Origin of the sequence: Streptomyces hoynatensis, from assembly GCF_003626535.1 — a bacterium.
In the GTDB taxonomy this organism is placed as follows: domain Bacteria; phylum Actinomycetota; class Actinomycetes; order Streptomycetales; family Streptomycetaceae; genus Streptomyces; species Streptomyces hoynatensis.
Genome location: NZ_RBAL01000002.1, coordinates 24,936 through 41,977 on the forward strand (window position 1 = coordinate 24,936; position 17,042 = coordinate 41,977).

The following is a 17,042-nucleotide window of genomic DNA, read 5'->3' on the forward strand; positions in this document are numbered from 1 at the left end:
GAATCGGCGCCGCAGCCGTGCGAAATCGGCGCCGCGCCCGTGCCGCAGCCGCGCCGCATCTGCGCCCCGTCGGCGCCGCATCACAAGTACCCCAATGAATCGGAGAAGTTGTTGCGCAACGTCAGGAAAGTGATCACTCTGGCCGCCGCGTTGGCGGCCACGTCCCTGGCGGCCACCCCCGGCCACGCCGGGGAGCCCGCCGCCGCGGCCGCGCCCGGCACCCGGGCGGACGCCCGCCCGGCCGCCGCCCCGCGGCCCGTCACGCTGCCGACCGGCGAGCGCGTGCGGCTCGGCCCCGACGGCGAACTCGCCGGGATCGACTCGCCCCGCGGGCAAGAGGAGGGCGGGGGCGCGGTCATCACCGAGCGGGTCGACGGCCACGTCTACGTCATCCCGCTGGAGGCCGCGGCACGCGTCGAACACGGCGAGTGGGACCGCGAGCAGTTCGATGTGACGAGGCTCAGCGGCCTCGACCCCAGGCGGCCGGCGCCCGCGCAGAGGTACGCGCCGACGGACGAGGAGGCGCACACGCTCACCCTCAGCGCCCTGGACCGGTCGGGTACCCCGGACGCGGAGGCGGTTCTCGACGCCTACAACCTCGACACCGCGGAGCACGTCCACCTCGACTTCTCGGACGAGGGCGTTGCCACGGGCGAGGTACCGGCGGGCCGGTACCTCCTGACCGCGATGACCGGACTCGTCGAGGGCACCACCGCCATTGCCATGCAGGTGGAGGCGCTCGACGTCCACGGCGACGAGGAGGTCGCATTCGACGCCCGCGAGGCCGAGGCGGTGGACGTCTCGGTGTTCGACGCGGAAGCCGAGCCGACGTCCCTCACGATCGGAGTGCAGTACGCGACCGGCGAGAGCCTGGGCCTCTACAGCCACGATCAGAGCCACGTGACCCTGTACACCCAGGGCGAGGGGCTCGAACTCCCGGGCAACGAGCTCACGGCGGCGATCAGCGCCACCTGGGGGCTCGGCAGCACCCCGGCCTACAACGCGGAGTACACGCGCGCCGGCTCCTTCTTCACCGGCTTCGAGCACCGCGTCGAACGGTCGGAGCTGGCCGAGCTGCAGATCCGCCAGGGCAGCCCCGTCGCCGGCCGGCGGCGCGTCTTGCAGATCGATTCCGAGCACTCCGCCTTGGTGGAGGGGCCCGTTGACAGCCTGACTCGCACCGACACCGTGTATGTCACCGGCAACACGGCGTGGCGGTACACGCTGTGGGACATCGCCCCGGACGGCAGCGAGGAGGCGACGTACAGCTCGCCGGTCCAGGTCCACGAGCCCGGCACGGTCACCAGGCGCACCATCAACACCGGAGTGTACGGCCCCGGTTACAGCCGCCCGGCGCACATGCTCGGCCGCCTCGGAGACGAGCTCTACGGCGACGTGTCACTCTTCGCCGACGGCCAGGACCACGCGGGCGGCCCCTACGACACCGAGGGCACGACCATCCTTTACCAGGACGGGGAAGAGCTCGCCGCCCTCGGCAACAGCCTGCAGGACGGCATCCGCGTCCACGGTCTGCCGCCGCAGGAGGAGACGTACCGGCTGGTCACCACCGCCCGCCGACTCGACGGCGCGCCGGTGAGCACCGAGGTCAGCGCGTCGTTCGAGTTCACCTCGGCCGCCGCGGCCGACGGGGCCGCCCACGAGCTGCCCCTGTCGGTGATCAGGTTCACCCCGGACCTCGCCCTGGACAGCACGGCGCCCGCGGGCCGCCGCCTGCGGGTGCCGGTCCTGGTCGACGGGGCCGCCGCCGACGCGGGGGTCGCGTCGCTGTCCGTGGAGGTCTCCTTCGACCGCGGGGAGACCTGGGAGAACGCGCCCGTCGAGAACGGCGCGATCACCGTCCACAATCCGCCCGCCGGGGGCTCGGTGTCCCTGCGCGCCGAACTGACCGACGCCGACGGCCTCACCACCACCGTCACGATCAAGGACGCCTACCTCACCAGGTAGCGCCCCTCGCCGGGGGGCGGCGAGACCGCTCCCCGGCCGGGTGACGGCCCGGCGGCGCAGGCCACCGGGGCCGGCGGAACGGGCCGCCCGCCCTGGCTGCCCCCAGCCGCGCCGTACGCGGCTGCGCGCGGGCTCCCGGTGCGGGACGGGGCGGGTGCCCCTCCCGTGGGCACCCGCCCCGTGGGGCGCGGGGGCAGTGGCGGCCGGGCCCTTCGGGGTCAGCCCGCGGAGGTGGTGGCGATGTCGAGGCCGCGGGCCGCGACCAGGTCCGCGCGGCCGTCCGCCAGGCGGTAGCACAGGCCGACGACGGCGGCCTGCCCGGCGTCGACGCGCTGGGCGAGCAGCCGGGAGCGCTCCAGCAGCAGGTCGACCGTGTGCCGCACGTGCTCGGCGAGGATCTCGTCCGGGGTGAGGTGCCCGGTGGCCCGCGCCGCCAGCACGCTCGGGGTCACCCGCTCGACGACGTCGCGGATGTACCCGGCCGGCACCGTGCCGTCGTCCAGCGCGGCGCACGCGGCGGCGACCGCGCCGCAGGCGTCGTGACCGAGGACGACGACCAGCGGGCAGTCCAGCACGTTCGTCCCGTACTCGACGCTGCCGAGGACCTCGGTGCCCATGACGTGGCCGGCGGTGCGCACCACGAACAGGTCCCCGAGGCCGCGGTCGAAGATGATCTCGGCGGCCAGCCGGGAGTCGGAGCAGCCGAACAGCACGGCGAACGGGCGCTGGAGGGGGGCGATCTCGGCGCGGCGTGCCGCGTCCTGGTTGGGGTGCTCCGGGGCGCCGGCGACGAAGCGCCGGTTGCCGGCGAGAAGCAGCTCGAAGGCTTCTTTGGGAGTCGGGGGCGTCATCTCGGCCATGCCAGGCAGCCTAGGCCAAGCCCCTCGTGCGGCGCTGCCCCGTCCTCCGGGCGCTCCGCGGATGCCCCCGGTCGTGGCCCCGCGGCCGACCGCGGCGAGCCGGAACCGCGCCGGGCGCTCACCGCGGGCGCGGGGCGAACTCCTCCACGACGGCGGCGGTTGCCCTGGCGTACCGCTCCGGCTCGCCCACTCCAGGCCGCCGGCCCCACCGCGCGGCGTATTCCCGCCACCGGTGCCGCGCCTTCCGGCCGTCGGCGGCGCTCGTGGTCCCGAAGTCTGATGCGGCCCCTCCCATGTGCCGACTCAAGGCTGATGCCGGTGCCCCCCGCGGTCGGATGTGGCCGCCTGCCCGTGGGTGACAGCCTTCAGGCGTCTCACCGATTCCGCGCCGAGGAGCCGTCCTCATGGCCATCAGCCCTTCCCTGCCGACAACCTCGCCTCTCCCGACCGCGGCCCCCGTCCCGGCGTGGGCGAGGCGTGCGGCCGCCGCGGCCGTGTGGACGTCCGCGCCCTCCGCGCTGTGGCGGCTGGCCGTCGTCCTCGGAGTCCCGCTGGGGCTGGCGCAGTCCGAGTACGACTCGATGCTCCTGCCCGGCTGGGGGTATCTCGTCCTTCCCCTGCTGTCCGCACTGCAGGAGGGCCTGGCCTTCCTGACGCTGGGTCTGGTGCGGCCCTGGGGCGAGGTGTGGCCCCGCTGGATTCCCTTCCTGAAGGGCCGCCGGATTCCCGTCAACGCCGCGGTCATTCCCGCGGCGCTCGGCGCCCTGGCCTGCACCGTCTACGGAGTGCTCTTCGTCTGGACGACGCTGCACGCCGACATGGAGATCACGCGGTGGGGGGAGTGGGTGATGAACGCCTGCTACGTGCCGCTGGTTGCCTGGGGGCCACTGCTGGCCGTCGTCACCCTCCACTACCGCCGACGCCGCACGCGCCGCTGACCGGTCCCGGCCGGCGGGCCCCCTTCCTCCGGCGGCCGGAGAGGCCCGCTCACTGCCGCTTCAACTCGCCGGCGACGTCCCCGTCCTCGTCGGCGATGGACGCGGTGAAGGGGTCGACGGCCGTGAGCGTGATCTCCTCGTTGCTGCAGTTCTCCCGGCCCTGCGTGATGCGCTCGTACACCCGGATCGCCTCCTCGCCCTCCTCCTCCAGCCGCCAGGTCCCCTCGCACGCGTCCCGGTACCTGACCGTCGCCACGGTGTCGCCGATCCCACCGCCCGCGTAGTCCACCTCCACGTCGTACTCCGCGCCGAAGGCGCCGCCGACCACGATCGTGCCTGCCCACACGCCCTCGAAGTAGCCCTCCTCGCCCGGCTGCGGCACTTCCCCGGCCGTGGGCTCCTCCTCGGTCTCCTCCGCTCCCTCGCCGGTCTCGCCCGTTGCGTCTCCGGCCGGTTCCGTGGGCGGGCCGGACTGCGAGGTGGGCGGCGCGGAACTCCCGCCGGCGCTCCCGTCCTTGACGTCGTCCGCCGGGGAGGCGACGTCGCGCAGGAGGAAGAACGCCACGAGCAGCGCGCCGACCGCCCCCAGGACCCCGGCGGCGAGGGCGAGGGAACGTCCCCGGCGCCCGGCGGAGGGCCCCTGCACAGTCCGGGGTTCCGGCGCCGTCCGGGGTTCCGGCGGCGGGGTGGGATGTGGCGCGGGCGCCGCCGTCATGGTCGGTGCCGAGGAGTGACCGGGGCCAGGAAGAGGGGGCTCGGGGGGAGGCGCGGCGAGCTGCGTGAGGGCCGGCCCCTCAAGGGCGAGGAGTTCGGCGGCGTCCCGGGCCAGCCGGTGCGTCAGCTCCGGCGGCAGCCACGGGCCTTGGCCCGCCGCGTGCCCCGCGGCCAGCCGGGCGATCTCGGCGGGGCCTGGGCGTTCGGCCGGGTCCTTGGCGAGGCAGCGCGCCACCAGCGTGCGCAACGCCCCCTCCAGCGGGCCGAGTTCCGGCTCCTCGGAGACGACCCGGTACAGCAGGGAGTGGGCCGCGCCGTCCTCGGTGTCGAAGGGACCCGCGCCGCCGGCGGCGTACACCAGCACCGAGCCCAGGCTGAACACGTCGCCGGCGGGGCCGACCCGCTCGCCGCGCACCTGCTCGGGCGACATGAAGCCGGGCGAACCGATCACCGCCCCCGTGCGGGTGACGACGCTCGCGTCGGCGGCACGGGCGATGCCGAAGTCGATGACTTTCGGGCCGTCCACGGTGACCAGGACGTTGGACGGCTTGAGGTCGCGGTGGACCAGTCCGGCTTCGTGAACGGCGGTCAGCGCCTCGGCCAGGCCGCTCGTCAGCCGCCACACCGTGGCCTCGGGCAGGGGGCCGTGGAGTTCGTCCACGACCGTCCGGAGCGTCGGCCCGGCCACGTAGCCGGTGGCCACCCAGGGGAGTTCGCCGGTGGTGTCGGCGTCCAGCACGGGCGCCGTCCACCGCCCGCCCACCCGCCGGGCCGCGGCCACCTCCCGCTCGAAGCGGCGCCGGAACTCCGGCTCGGCGGCGAGCTGCGGGTGGACGAGTTTCACCGCGACCATGCGGCCGTGCGGCGACCGCCCCAGGAAGACGCGCCCCATGCCGCCGGCCCCCAGCACCCGCAGCAAGCGGTAGGGGCCGAGCACCTGTGGGTCCCCAGGACCGAGTAACTTCACGACGCTCCGCTCCCCTTCGCGTGGCCGCCGTTCGTCCGCGGCGGACGCCAGTATGTCCGAGGGCCGGGCTGGTGCCGTTTCGGGCGGCGAGCACGGCGCCCGGCTGTCTGGATGACGTGACACGGCGTGGATGCCGGCCGGTTCCCGGCTCGCCGCCGGAGGGCGGCCGGGGGTCAGCCGGTGGCCAACGGCGACCGGCTGTGGGGGGGAGCGGGGGCGCGGGGTGGTGTGGAGGGCGTCCAGCATGAGCTCCATGTGCCGGTGCCAGTGGGCGGGGTCCGCGCTCGCCCCGGCGACTCCGGCGTTGGCCAGGACGAGGAGGGCCAGGTCATCGAGGCCGAAGTCCCGGCGCAGGGCGCCCGCTTCCCGGGCGCGGCGGACGACGCTCGTCATCAGCTCCTGGATGCGGCGCCTGAGCGCCGCGGTGCCGGGGTTCGCGCCGGCCTCGTCGCGGCAGGCGACCTCGTTGAACGCCCTGTCCCGGGACTGGAGTTCGCACATGCTGCGCAGCAGGTGAACGAAGCCGTCCCAGGGGTCTTCCGCCGCCAGGGACCGCGTGCCGGCCGCGGCCCAGGTGCCGAGCTTCTCGGCGACGATGGCGTCGACGAGGGCGGCGCGGGCTCTCGGCGGTCCACCCGTTCCCCCCGCTGGGCAACGTGGGCGTCGCGATCGCCGGCCTGCGCAACTACGCGCTGGCGCTGGGCGAGTCCCTCGCCGGGCGGGGCGTCCCCGTCGGGCACCTGCCGATCGGCGCCCGCATCGAGCCGGGCTCCCCCGCCTCGCTTGAGGCGATCGCGGAGACCCACTGGCGCTTCCACACCGAGCGCGACGCCACGGAGGTGGTGCTCGGCAGCGTCGAGTTGGTGCGGGCCGCCCTCGCGGAGTTCCTGGCCGGGGAAGGCACGGCCGCGGCCCCGTCCGCCGGGCAGTGAGGAGCCCGCCGCGGGCGGGGTGGCGCGGCGGCGCTCCCGCCGCCTCGCCCGCGGCGGTGCGGGGGAGGCGGCGTGCGGGGGAGGGGTGGTGCGGGGCGCCGTGGCGAGGGTGCCGTGCGAGGGGGGGCCGTGGCGAAGGGGGGGCCGGTGCACCGGGCCCGGCCGCGCGGCAGGGCCTCATCCGACGGTCACGACGACCTTGCCGAACGGCCCACGGTCAAGATGGTCGAGGGCGGACGGCAGGTCGGGGAGCGGGTATGCGGCGGCGATGACCGGACTGATGCCGATCCGGTCGACGGCGCGGACGAGGTTCTCCAGGGCGCGGCGATGGCCGACCTGGATGCCTTCGATGGTCAGTTTCTTGCGGGCCAGGTGGGCCACGCCGCCCGAGATCTCCTGGCCGTTCAGAATGCCGATCAGCGAGATCCGGCCACCGACCGCGGCCGCCTGCGCGGTGGCCTCCCTCAGGATCACCGCGGGCCGCGACAGGAACGATCCCGAACTGGCCGAATTGATCGGTGAGCTGTCCCTGAACGGCCGGGTGACGGTGAAGCCCGGTCGCGCGGACGGCGACCGGGCGCGGGCGGGCTGAGGCGGGCGTCTATGCCTGGTCGGCGTTTGCCTCGGCCGGGCCGCCCCGGGGCGCCTCGGCCTTGGAGTAGAGCACCTCGCGGGCCTGTTCCGCGGCGCGGATGATGCTCTCGCCGACGAAGTCGAGGAAGCGGGCGACGTTGTCGAGGCGGGCGGCGGCCGGGGTGTCGCGGCCGAGGACGGCGACGCCCTGGCGCGCGGTCTCGGCGAGCCGGGCGTTGGCCCGGGCGCTGTCGAGCATCGACTGGTACCAGATGTCGTCGTCGACGACGTAGCGTTCGCGGCGCCGTTCGTCGCGTTCCCGGCGCACGAGGGTCATGCTCTCCAGCGTGGCGATCGTCTTGGAGACGGTCGCCGGGCTGACCTGGAGGCGCCGGACGAGCTCCGAGGCGGTGACGCTGCCCGTGTCGCTGGTGTACAGGCAGGTCAGCACCCGGGAGGGCATCTTGGGCAGGCCCGACTGCATCAGCACGGTGGTGAACAGCTCCTCGTACTCGCGCACCGCCTCGGCCTGGCCTCCCCGGCCCTGCGCCGGCGCGTGCGGGCCCCCGGGCGCGGCCTGCCTGCGCCGGTGCGCGCGGCGTTCGGTGGCGCGCTGGGCCAGGTCGGCGCGGTAGGCGGTGGGGCCGCCGTTGCGCATCACCTCGCGCGTAACGGTCGAGGTGGGGCGGTCGAGGCGTCTGGCGATCTCCGCGTAGGCCTCCCCTTCGGCCAGCCCCAGCGCGATCTGCCGACGTTCGGCCTGGGTGAGCCTGCCTTTCGGCATCGCGGCCTCCTTCCTGCTTCGGTGGCGCCTCCACCCTACTGTCCGCCCACCGGCAAGTGCAACGGAAGGCGCGGGGCGATTGCGTTAGCCGTCAGACCATTGCAATGATTCATGGCATTTGACGTGCAGGAATGCTCTTTCGACGCAACAAGCCAGTTGCCTGATCGGTGAACGCAACATAGCGTTTCTGGCGTCGGAAACAACGAGCACAGGAGCGCACGATGCAGAAGTTCGACACCCCCGCCCCGATCTCCGCCGTCCTTGACATCCCCGCCGGGCGCATCCGGTTCCTCGCCGCCGACCGGGCCGACACCACGGTCGAGGTCCTGCCCCTGAACGCCGCCAGGGGCCGCGACGTGAAGGCGGCGGAGCGCACCACGGTCGCGTACTCCGACGGCGTGCTGCGGATCGAGGCCCCCGCCGGGAGGAACCAGTACCTCGGCCCCTCCGGGTCCGTCGAGGTCACGATCCAGCTGCCCGCGGGCTCCGGCGTCGAGGCCACGTCCTCCTGCGCCGGATTCCGGGCCGTCGGCCGCCTCGGCGAGGTCGTCTTCGAGGGCGCGGACGGCGAGGTCAGGATCGACGAGGCCGCGAGCCTGCGGCTCACCGCCTTCGGCGAGGTCTCGGTCGGCCGCCTGGGCGGCCCGGCCCGGATCAGCACGCAGAAGGGCGACATCCGGATCGGCGAGGCGGCGGGCGGCACGGTCGTCCTGACCACGCAGCTGGGCGACGTGTCCATCGCCGCCGCACCCGGAGTCTCCGCCTCCCTGGACGCCGGCACCACCTACGGCCGCGTCCACAACACCCTCAGGAACGCGGACGGCGCCGCCGCGGCACTCACCATCCGCGCGACCACCTCGCACGGCGACATCACCGCCCGCAGCCTGTGACCGCGCAGCCAGGACAAGGAGCCCCCTCATGACCGAACCGGCCATCTCCGCCCGCGGACTGCGCAAGTCCTACGGCGACAAGACGGTCCTCGACGGCGTCGACCTCGCCGTCCCCGCCGGCACCGTCTTCTCCCTGCTCGGCCCCAACGGCGCCGGCAAGACCACCGTCGTCAAGATCCTCTCCACCCTGCTCGGCGCCGACGCGGGCACCGTCCGCGTCGGCGGCCACGACCTGGCCACCGACCCCCAGGCGATCCGCGCCGCGATCGGGGTCACCGGGCAGTTCTCCGCGGTGGACGGGCTGATCACCGGCGAGGAGAACATGCAGCTGATGGCGGATCTGCACCACCTGCCCCGGCGCAAGGGGCGGGAGGTGACCGCGGAACTGCTGGAGCGCTTCGACCTGGTGGAGGCGGCGAAGAAGCCGGCCTCGACCTACTCGGGCGGCATGAAGCGGCGTCTCGACATCGCCATGACGCTGGTCGGCGGCCCGCGGATCATCTTCCTCGACGAGCCGACCACCGGCCTTGACCCCCGCTCGCGGCACGGGATGTGGGAGATCATCCGGGAGCTGGTCTCCGGCGGCGTGACCGTCTTCCTCACCACGCAGTACCTGGAGGAGGCGGATCAGCTCGCCCACCGCATCGCGGTGCTCCACGGCGGCAGGATCGCGGCCGAGGGCACCGCGGAGAAGCTCAAGCGGCTGGTCCCCGGCGGGCACATCCGGCTGCGTTTCGCGCACCCGCAGGCGTACGAGGCCGCCGCCTCCGCCCTGCGCGCGGCCGGCCTCCCCCGTACCCGGCTTCCCGCGCGCGGGAGTTCGCCCGACGAGGAGGCGCTGACCCTGCGCATTCCCAGCGACGGCACGCAGCGCGAACTGCGCGCCCTCCTGGACTGGCTGGATGCCGAGGGCATCGAGGCCGACGAGTTCACCGTGCACACCCCCGACCTCGACGACGTCTTCTTCGCCCTGACCGCGGAAGGCGCCGTCCCCCACCAGCCCGAGGAGGCCGACCGATGAGTGCGATGTCCCTGGCCCTGCGCGATTCCGCCACGATGCTGCGGCGCAACCTGCTGCACGCCAGGCGCTACCCCTCCCTCACCCTGAACCTGCTGCTCACCCCGGTGATGCTGCTGCTGCTGTTCTCCTACGTCTTCGGCGACACCATGAGCGCGGGCATCGGCGGCGCCGACCGCTCGGAGTACCTCGCCTACCTGGTGCCGGGCCTCCTGCTGATGACGATCGGCAGCACCACCATCGGCACCGCGGTGTCGGTGGCCACCGACATGGCCGAGGGCATCATCGCGCGCTTCCGCACGATGGCCATCCACCGCGGGTCGGTGCTGGTGGGACACGTCCTCGGCAGCGTTCTGCAGGCGATCGCCGGCGTGGTGCTGGTGGGGGCGGTGGCCGTGGCCATCGGCTTCCGGTCCACGGAGGCCACCGCCCTGGAGTGGGTCGCCGCCCTCGGCCTGCTGACGCTGTTCGCGCTGGCGCTCACCTGGATCGCGGTCGGGATGGGCATGGTCAGCCCGAACGCCGAGGCGGCGAGCAACACCGCGATGCCGCTGATCTTCCTGCCGCTGATCTCCAGCGCCTTCGTGCCGGTCGACGCGATGCCGGGCTGGTTCCAGCCGATCGCCGAGTACCAGCCCTTCACCCCCGCCATCGAAACCCTGCGCGGCCTGCTGCTGGGCAGCGAGATCGGCCACGACGGCTGGTTCGCGATCGCCTGGAGCCTGGCGCTGACCGTCCTCGGCTACCTCTGGTCGACGGCCTCCTTCCACCGCGACCCCAGGTAGCCGGCGTGGCCACCCACCGGCCGCCCCCGCACCCCTCCCGACCCCCAGGGCGGCGTACCCCGGCCCCACGCCGGCGGAACGCCGCCCTGCCGGCGTTTTTCCGGCCGGTGCCGTCCGCGTGCCGTTTCCGGGCGGCCCGCGTCCGCCACGGCGCCGCACGCTCCCCGACGCGTTCCGCCACCGGCTGAAGGCGCGCGGCGGGCGTGCGCGGCCACCTTGCGGAAGGGGCCGGCCGGAAACGGCGGCGACCCGATCCGCACCTATCGGCGGATCCGTCACCGCCACGGCGTATGGATCTGATCCGCACCGTCCGCGCGCCGCTTCCGGGAGCCCGGGGGAGCGGGCAACTGCCCGGCGTGGTCTGCCAGGCGTGGCCTGCCGGGAGGGCTCAGCGGTGCGGTGGCGGGTCCCGGCGGGCCAGGGCGGCGGCCCGCTCCAGGTCGTCGACGCTGCCGGACATGATCGTGCGCAGGTGCGCGGTGACGAGGGGGAGCGGCCAGTCCCACCAGGCCAGGGCCAGCAGGCGGTCGATGTCGGCCTCGCTGTGGCGGCGCCGGACGAGGCGGGCGGGGTTGCCGCCGACGATGCCGTAGTCGGGGACGTCCTCGACGACCACGGAGGCGGCGGCGACGATCGCCCCGTGGCCGATGCGGACGCCCGGCATCACCATGGCCCGGTAACCGAGCCAGACGTCGTGGCCCACCACGGTGTCCCCCCGTCCCGGCAACCCGGTGATCAGGTCGGCGTGCTCGGCCCAGGAGCCGCCCATGATCGGGAAGGGGAAGGTGGAGAGGCCGTCCATGCGGTGGTTGGCGCCGTTCATGAGGAACCGCACGCCCTCGCCCAGCGCGCAGAACTTCCCGATCACCAGCCGTTCCGGCCCGTAGTGGTACAGCACGTTGCGGGTCTCGAAGGCGGTCGGATCGTCCGGGTCGTCGTAGTAGGAGAACTCGCCTGCCTCGATCAGCGGCGAGGTGATCAGCGGCTTCAGGAGCACCACCCGCGGCTGCCCCGGCACCGGGTGGAGCACGGTCGGGTCGGCGGGGAGGGCGGGAGGGGGCGGGGTCACGGAGTGCTTCCCTTCTGCGGGCGGTGCCGGGCCGGCCGCCCGTGGCGTGGTCCCGGCTCCCCGGCCCACTGTTAGTGCGACGGTTGCTGCTTTAAGATGCTGTCACGCCGTTGTCCCCCTGAGCAATCGGATACGCCAGTGACGACTCCCGCAGACGCCGCATCGGAGCAGGAACCGGAACGGCACCCGGACCAGGAACGGGCCTTCGAACCGTCCCCGGGCCCGGCCTTCGAACCGGCCCCGGAACCGCACGGTGCCCGGCCGGGGGCCAGGCGCCGCCCCGGGGGCCGCACCGCCCGCATCCGCAGGCAGGTGCTCGACGCGGTCCTCGCCGAGTTGGGCGAACACGGCTACGACGGGCTGACCACGGACGCCGTCGCCGCCCGCGCCGGCGTGCACCGCACCACGGTGTACCGGCGCTGGGGGGACGTCGGCGGCCTGCTCGCCGACGTCCTGGACGCGGCGGGCGACGACGACTGGCAGCCCCCGGACACCGGCTCGCTTGAGGGCGACCTCAGGGCGCTGAACGAGGAGATCCAGACGGCCCTGACCGCGCAGCCGCCGGTCGTCGCGGCCCTGATCGCCGCCTCGTTCCGCTCCGAGAAGGCCGCCCACGCCCAACGGCGGCTCTGGGAGGACCGGTACGCCCGCTGCGAGATCGTCGTCACCCGGGCCGTCCGGCGCGGCGAACTGCCGCCGCACACCGAGGCGTTGCCCCTGCTCATCGCCGCCACCGCGCCGCTCTACCACGAACTGCTGCTGCTGCGGACGCCGCCCGACCCGCGGCTGCCGGGCCGCGCGGCCCGCGCCGCCGCCCTGGCCGCGGCGGCCGGCGCCTTCCCCGGGGCCGCCGCGGCGGACGCGACCTGAGCGGGAGTTCCGCCGGGGCTTCGCCCGCGCCCTCGCCCGCGGGGGCGCGGGGGCGCCGGGGCACCGGGGGCGTTCTGGGGGCGCCCACCGGCCGGGGGTTGCCCAGCGGCAAGCGCCCTGCCGGGGGGTGTGACTGCGGTGTTCCGCAGGCCGGGGCGCGGTGGTTCTTACGGCCGGCCCCAGTCCCGGCCTGCGGCCACCCCCAGCGGAATTCGGGGGCTGGCATGATCGAAACCGGGGCCTGCCGCTTCGTAGGTTGGTGAACGCACCGCAGTCGCGAGGTGCACCACCACGAACGAGGAGACGAGCACGGCATGAGACCCGCCACGACAGCCAGGACGACGTCCCGCGTCGCCGCCACCGCGCTCGTGACCCTGCTGGCCGGGGTTGCGCTGGCCGCGACCCCGGCCGTGGCCCGGCCCGCCGGGCAGGACCCGCTGCGGCACCAGGCGGAGGCGATCCGGGACACCGGAGCGGTCGGCGTGGTCGCCGAGTCCGCCACCGCCGGCGGCAGGCGCCACCACGCGGCGGCCGGCCTGGCCGACACGGCCGGCGGGCGGGCGGCCCGCCCGGGAGACGTCTTCCGGATCGGGAGCTCCACCAAGACCTTCACCGCCACGGTGATGCTGCAGCTGGAGGCGGAGGGCCTGCTGTCCCTCGACGACACCGTGGAGAGCCACCTCCCCGGGGTGGTTTCGGGCAACGGCAACGACGGCCGCGCCATCTCCCTGCGCGACCTGCTGCAACGCACCAGCGGGCTCTACGACTACCTGAACGACCTGCCCACCCTCACCGGCCCCGAGGGCTTCGAGGAGAACCGCCTGCGGCACTTCGAGCCGCGGGAGCTCGTGGACATGGCGATGCGGCACGAGTCCACCGGCGAGCCGGGGACCTGGAAGTACTCCAACACCAACTACATCCTCGCCGGAATGATCATCGAGGAGACCACCGGCCGCAGCTGGCAGACGGAGGTGACCGAGCGCATCATCGAGCCGCTGCACCTGGAGCACACCTACGCCCCCGCCGACCAGCCCTTCCTGCCCACCCACCACCTGAACGGCTACTCCGCCTTCCACACCGAAGGCACCCCGCTCGACGTCACCGTCTGGAACCCCAGCGCGGCGGGTGCGGCCGGGGCGATGGTCAGCAACACCGAGGACCTGACCACCTTCTACCAGGCCCTGTTCGGCGGCGACCTGCTCCCCGCCCGGCAGCTCGCCGAGATGACGCGCACGACCCCCGCCCCCGGCACCGACGCGCCGGACCGCAGCTACGGGCTGGGCCTGTACCACGACACCCTTCCCTGCGGCGGCGGTTACTGGAGCCACCCGGGCGACGTCGTCGGCTATGCGACCAGAAACGGCATCAGCGAGGACGGGCAGCGCATCGTCGTCGTGGAGTTCACCGGCGACGGCGACTACCGCAACGACACCACGGAGCAGGCCACCGACGCCCTGATACGCGGACGACTCTGCGCCACGGAAGCGGAGCGCTGGCGGTCTTGACCTGGAGCGCTGTTGACGCGGCCGATGGGCGGTTGGCCGTCAAGTGCGGTATGGCACCGGAGGTGGTTCGCGAGGTGAAGGCGCCTGCCGTGGACGGTCAACCGCGCGTTGGGGTGAGACACGGGCACCTCGTCAGTCCATGACGGCGGCACCGATTCCGCCCCGGGCGGCCACGGCTGCCGATCCTGACGCCCCGTCACCTGAGTCGGCACGGCCCTCGCGCCCCGGGCCGTGGCGAGACGCGCGGCGTCGACGGGGCGCGCGGCGTTGCCGGGGCGCGTGCAGGGTGGCGGGGCGCGTGCCGGGTGGTGGGGGGCGGCACGCGGGGCGGGCGGGCCATGGGGGACCGTGGGGGATCGTGGGGGACTGCACCCACACCCCTGCGAGAAAGGCGGGCAACCGTGGACCGGCCCTCACGCCCGATGCCCGAACGGCGCCTGCGTCCGCCCATGGGCTGGAACAGCTGGGACTGCTACGGCACGACGGTGACGGAACAGGAGGTGCTCGCCAACGCGGAGTTCATGAGCACGCGCCTGCTGCCCCACGGCTGGGACACCGTGGTGGTGGACATCCAGTGGTACGAGCCGACCGCCCGCGCCCACGGCTACAACGCCGGCGCGCCTCTCGTGCTCGACGGGCACGGCCGCCAGCTCCCGGCGGAGAACCGGTTCCCCTCCGCGGCCGGCGGGGCGGGCTTCGGGCCGTTGGCCGACCGGGTGCACGCGCTCGGCCTGCGGTTCGGCCTGCACATCATGCGTGGCATCCCCCGCCGCGCGGTGGCCGCGCGCCTGCCGGTGGCCGGCACCTCGTTCACCGCCGACGAGATCGCCGACACCGCCTCGGTGTGCCCGTGGAACAGCGACAACTACGGCCTGAACCACGACCACCCAGGCGCCCAGGCCTACTACGACGCGCAGGTCGCCCAGTTCGCCGCCTGGGGCGTGGACTTCGTCAAGGCCGACGACATGCTCTTCCCCTACCACGAACGGGAGATCGCCGCCTACGCCCGCGCCCTCAGGCGCAGCGGCCGCCCGATCGAGCTGAGCCTCTCGCCCGGCACCGAGGTCTCCCTCGCCCACCTCGGCCACCTGCGGGCCCACGCCACCATGTGGCGCGTCTGCGACGACCTGTGGGACCGCTGGGAGGACGTCGAGGCGCAGTTCGCCCGCATGGCCCGCTGGGCGCCGTGGCAGGGCGAGGGCGGCTGGGCGGACGCCGACATGCTCCCCCTGGGCCGCATCGGCATCCGCGCCGAACGCGGCGAGGACCGCCTCAGCCGCCTCACCCGCCCCGAGCAGATCAGCCTGCTCACGCTGTGGATCATCTCCCGCTCCCCCCTGATGATGGGCGGCGACCTGCCCACCAGCCCCGCCGAAACCATCGGCCTGCTCACCAACGACGAGGCCCTGTCCGTGCTCCGGCAGGGCACGGAAGCCCGCGAGGTCCTGCGCGAGGACGGGCTCGTCCTGTGGACGGCCCGCGACAACGAGGAGGAACACACCCGCTACGCCGCCGTGTTCTCCCTCGCCGCCACCCCGCGGCACCTCGCGGTCCCGCTCGGCTCGGTGGGCGCCCGCCCCGGCGACCGCATACGGGAGTTGTGGACCCACACCGACATCCCGCACGACGGCCGCCACCTGACCCTCGACCTCCCCGCCCACGGCGCCGCCCTCTACCGCCTCACCCCCTGACGGCCGCATGCTGCTCGGGCCGGGAACGATGACGTGGGAGCCGGGCACCCGGGCCGGCGCCTCCGTCTTCCTTCCGGCCGGGCTGCGGCGGGTCGGCGTCCGAGCGCCCTCCTGGCGCGAAGCCCTGCGGATCAACGGCGGTTCCAGGATCGTCGAGTGCAGCTCCGCCGAAGGCGATGTCCACCGCGCCGTCATGCCGAACGAGTTGCCCCCTCCTGCTCGAAGCCCTGAGCCGGGGCCGGACCGCCCACTGAGCCCCCGCCGGCAGGCGCGGCAGCACCCCCCACCCACCGCGCCGCCCGGCGGCCCCGGCGCCGGCGGAATGCGCGGGGGCGCGCCCCGGGGCGCACATGTCGGCAGGTTCGGAGATTCGAGGGCGCGGAACAGGGGTGGAAGCCGTCCCGGCCTTTGGCCATTCATCGGGTCGTGGATGCACGTCGAGCTCGTTCGGGGTCGGTCGCCCCTTACGGCAGTGCAACCCGGTACCGGCTGGTGAGGCCGGCCTGTCTCTCGCTCAGCACGGCATCGACGTGTACTTCGTCCACGAAGGCTCTGAAGCGGCACAGGCAACGACGCATCCCACTCGTGCTGAAGACGGTGCTGACCAGGGCGAATACGAAAGGGGACCACGGTCTGGCCGCGCCGTTGCTCTCACCGGCGCGGTTGCCTGTGCGGCCTTCCATAGCGTGGGAGTGTGATCGAGCGAGCCCCACTTCCCCTGCGATTCCCAGGTCATATGGGGTGGTGGGGCTCGCCCGCTCGTGTCATCAGCCAGTGGATGGAGAGACACAGTGACCCATGGGAATGACCAAAGTCGCCCTGGTGCCTGGTGGGCGGTGATCCGCGGACTGGGCCGGTGGGTGCTGCGACGGCGTCACACTGCGGCTGACCAGCTTCTGCGCGGGGCCTGTCACGGTGCTGGTACTGCCGTGATCAGCCTCTGCGTGATCTGGGTCCAGACTCACTACTGATACGCACTGTGAAACGGCTCGCATGCCCTGCGCACAAGCGCAGAGCATGCGAGCAGCTCATCGGGGCGCTCAACGACATCGCCAACCTTCACCGTTGAGCCGGGGCGACGGGTTGGACGTCCGGCCACACGGTGGTCGAAGTAAGCACCGGCGATAGGCCCTTCCCGCGTCGGCCAGGAGGTCCGCCGTCGCCGATCACTTCGCCTTCCGTGTCTGGACGGTCAGGGAATACCGACGGCTCCGCCGCTTCATGTCCGGCGAGGTCTTCCGCAAAGCCACCCTGCTGTGCCGCCCCACTGACCATGCGGTGGACTTCATCGCGCTGGTTCACACCGATCCACGGCATCGGGCCGGAGCACGCGTTCAGGATCGGCGCGATCTCCACGGCTTCTCCGGTGCTCGGCGGCTGATTCCCCGCGCGGGGTAGTGGGCCCCGGCGCCCGCCGCCGTGTCCGCGCCTCCCGGGCCGGGGCCGGGGCGAGGCGGCGGGCCGCCTCCGGGAGCGGGCTC

15 protein-coding genes are annotated in these 17,042 nt (G+C 73.9%); 9 read left to right on the top strand and 6 right to left on the bottom strand.

All coding sequences use genetic code 11. The annotated features are described in order from the left end of the window. Positions 1-129: 129 nt before the first annotated feature. A complete protein-coding gene (locus D7294_RS03555; protein WP_147450764.1) occupies positions 130-1,965 on the top strand; it encodes a hypothetical protein in 1,836 nt (611 codons plus the stop codon). A 218-nt stretch (positions 1,966-2,183) separates the two neighbouring features. On the opposite strand, the gene D7294_RS03560 is transcribed toward D7294_RS03555, so the two are convergent. Continuing rightward, positions 2,184-2,825 carry a carbonic anhydrase gene (locus D7294_RS03560; protein WP_120675406.1) on the bottom strand — a complete coding sequence of 214 codons (642 nt, stop codon included), beginning with the start codon at positions 2,823-2,825 and terminating at the stop codon, positions 2,184-2,186. Between the two features lie 404 nt (positions 2,826-3,229). On the opposite strand from D7294_RS03560, the gene D7294_RS03565 reads away from it, so the two are divergent. Further along, positions 3,230-3,763: a hypothetical protein gene (locus D7294_RS03565; RefSeq protein ID WP_174248259.1), complete on the top strand. Its 534-nt coding sequence runs from the start codon at positions 3,230-3,232 to the stop codon at positions 3,761-3,763. A gap of 49 nt (positions 3,764-3,812) precedes the next feature. Here the strand turns inward: D7294_RS03565 and D7294_RS32185 are convergent, their stop codons facing one another. After that, entirely contained in the window at positions 3,813-6,041 is a 2,229-nt protein-coding gene (locus D7294_RS32185; RefSeq protein ID WP_338325612.1) for a protein kinase domain-containing protein, read from the bottom strand. Between the two features lie 59 nt (positions 6,042-6,100). On the opposite strand from D7294_RS32185, the gene D7294_RS03575 reads away from it, so the two are divergent. Further along, the gene (locus D7294_RS03575) at positions 6,101-6,376 is read left to right on the top strand and encodes a hypothetical protein (RefSeq protein ID WP_120675408.1); all 276 of its coding nucleotides are present in this window, start codon (positions 6,101-6,103) and stop codon (positions 6,374-6,376) included. A gap of 177 nt (positions 6,377-6,553) precedes the next feature. On the opposite strand, the gene D7294_RS03580 is transcribed toward D7294_RS03575, so the two are convergent. Together D7294_RS03580 and D7294_RS03585 are read right to left on the bottom strand one after the other, a co-directional pair. Next, positions 6,554-6,850: an MDR/zinc-dependent alcohol dehydrogenase-like family protein gene (locus tag D7294_RS03580; protein WP_120675410.1), complete on the bottom strand. Its 297-nt coding sequence runs from the start codon at positions 6,848-6,850 to the stop codon at positions 6,554-6,556. 127 nt (positions 6,851-6,977) lie between these two features. Beyond that, entirely contained in the window at positions 6,978-7,733 is a 756-nt protein-coding gene (locus D7294_RS03585) for a helix-turn-helix domain-containing protein (protein ID WP_120675412.1), read from the bottom strand. A gap of 221 nt (positions 7,734-7,954) precedes the next feature. Here D7294_RS03585 and D7294_RS03590 point away from each other — a divergent pair, with 221 nt between their 5' ends. The 3 genes from D7294_RS03590 to D7294_RS03600 are packed head-to-tail and all read left to right on the top strand — an operon-like array spanning position 7,955 to position 10,426. Beyond that, complete coding sequence (locus tag D7294_RS03590; protein ID WP_120675414.1) at positions 7,955-8,623, top strand: DUF4097 family beta strand repeat-containing protein; 669 nt, start codon at positions 7,955-7,957, stop codon at positions 8,621-8,623. A 28-nt stretch (positions 8,624-8,651) separates the two neighbouring features. Beyond that, complete coding sequence (locus D7294_RS03595; RefSeq protein WP_120675416.1) at positions 8,652-9,644, top strand: ATP-binding cassette domain-containing protein; 993 nt, start codon at positions 8,652-8,654, stop codon at positions 9,642-9,644. After that, the gene (locus D7294_RS03600) at positions 9,641-10,426 is read left to right on the top strand and encodes an ABC transporter permease (protein WP_120675418.1); all 786 of its coding nucleotides are present in this window, start codon (positions 9,641-9,643) and stop codon (positions 10,424-10,426) included. Before D7294_RS03595 ends, D7294_RS03600 begins: the two co-directional genes overlap by 4 nt. Before the next feature lie 388 nt (positions 10,427-10,814). Here the strand turns inward: D7294_RS03600 and D7294_RS03605 are convergent, their stop codons facing one another. Next, on the bottom strand, positions 10,815-11,495 hold the full coding sequence (locus D7294_RS03605) for a CatB-related O-acetyltransferase (RefSeq protein ID WP_120675420.1): 681 nt from the start codon (positions 11,493-11,495) through the stop codon (positions 10,815-10,817). Between the two features lie 138 nt (positions 11,496-11,633). On the opposite strand from D7294_RS03605, the gene D7294_RS03610 reads away from it, so the two are divergent. The 3 genes from D7294_RS03610 to D7294_RS03625 all read left to right on the top strand — a co-directional run bounded on the left by D7294_RS03610 (position 11,634) and on the right by D7294_RS03625 (position 15,561). Then, positions 11,634-12,365, top strand: coding sequence for a TetR/AcrR family transcriptional regulator (locus tag D7294_RS03610; protein ID WP_422070650.1), 732 nt, complete (start codon positions 11,634-11,636; stop codon positions 12,363-12,365). 314 nt (positions 12,366-12,679) lie between these two features. Continuing rightward, positions 12,680-13,870 (top strand): serine hydrolase domain-containing protein, encoded by a 1,191-nt coding sequence (locus tag D7294_RS03615; RefSeq protein WP_120675424.1) that lies wholly within the window; start codon positions 12,680-12,682, stop codon positions 13,868-13,870. 422 nt (positions 13,871-14,292) lie between these two features. After that, positions 14,293-15,561, top strand: coding sequence for a glycoside hydrolase family 27 protein (locus D7294_RS03625; protein WP_241562076.1), 1,269 nt, complete (start codon positions 14,293-14,295; stop codon positions 15,559-15,561). 1,059 nt (positions 15,562-16,620) lie between these two features. Here the strand turns inward: D7294_RS03625 and D7294_RS31790 are convergent. Then, the gene (locus D7294_RS31790) at positions 16,621-16,917 is read right to left on the bottom strand and encodes a hypothetical protein (RefSeq protein WP_158674557.1); all 297 of its coding nucleotides are present in this window, start codon (positions 16,915-16,917) and stop codon (positions 16,621-16,623) included. Between the last annotated feature and the right edge of the window lie 125 nt (positions 16,918-17,042).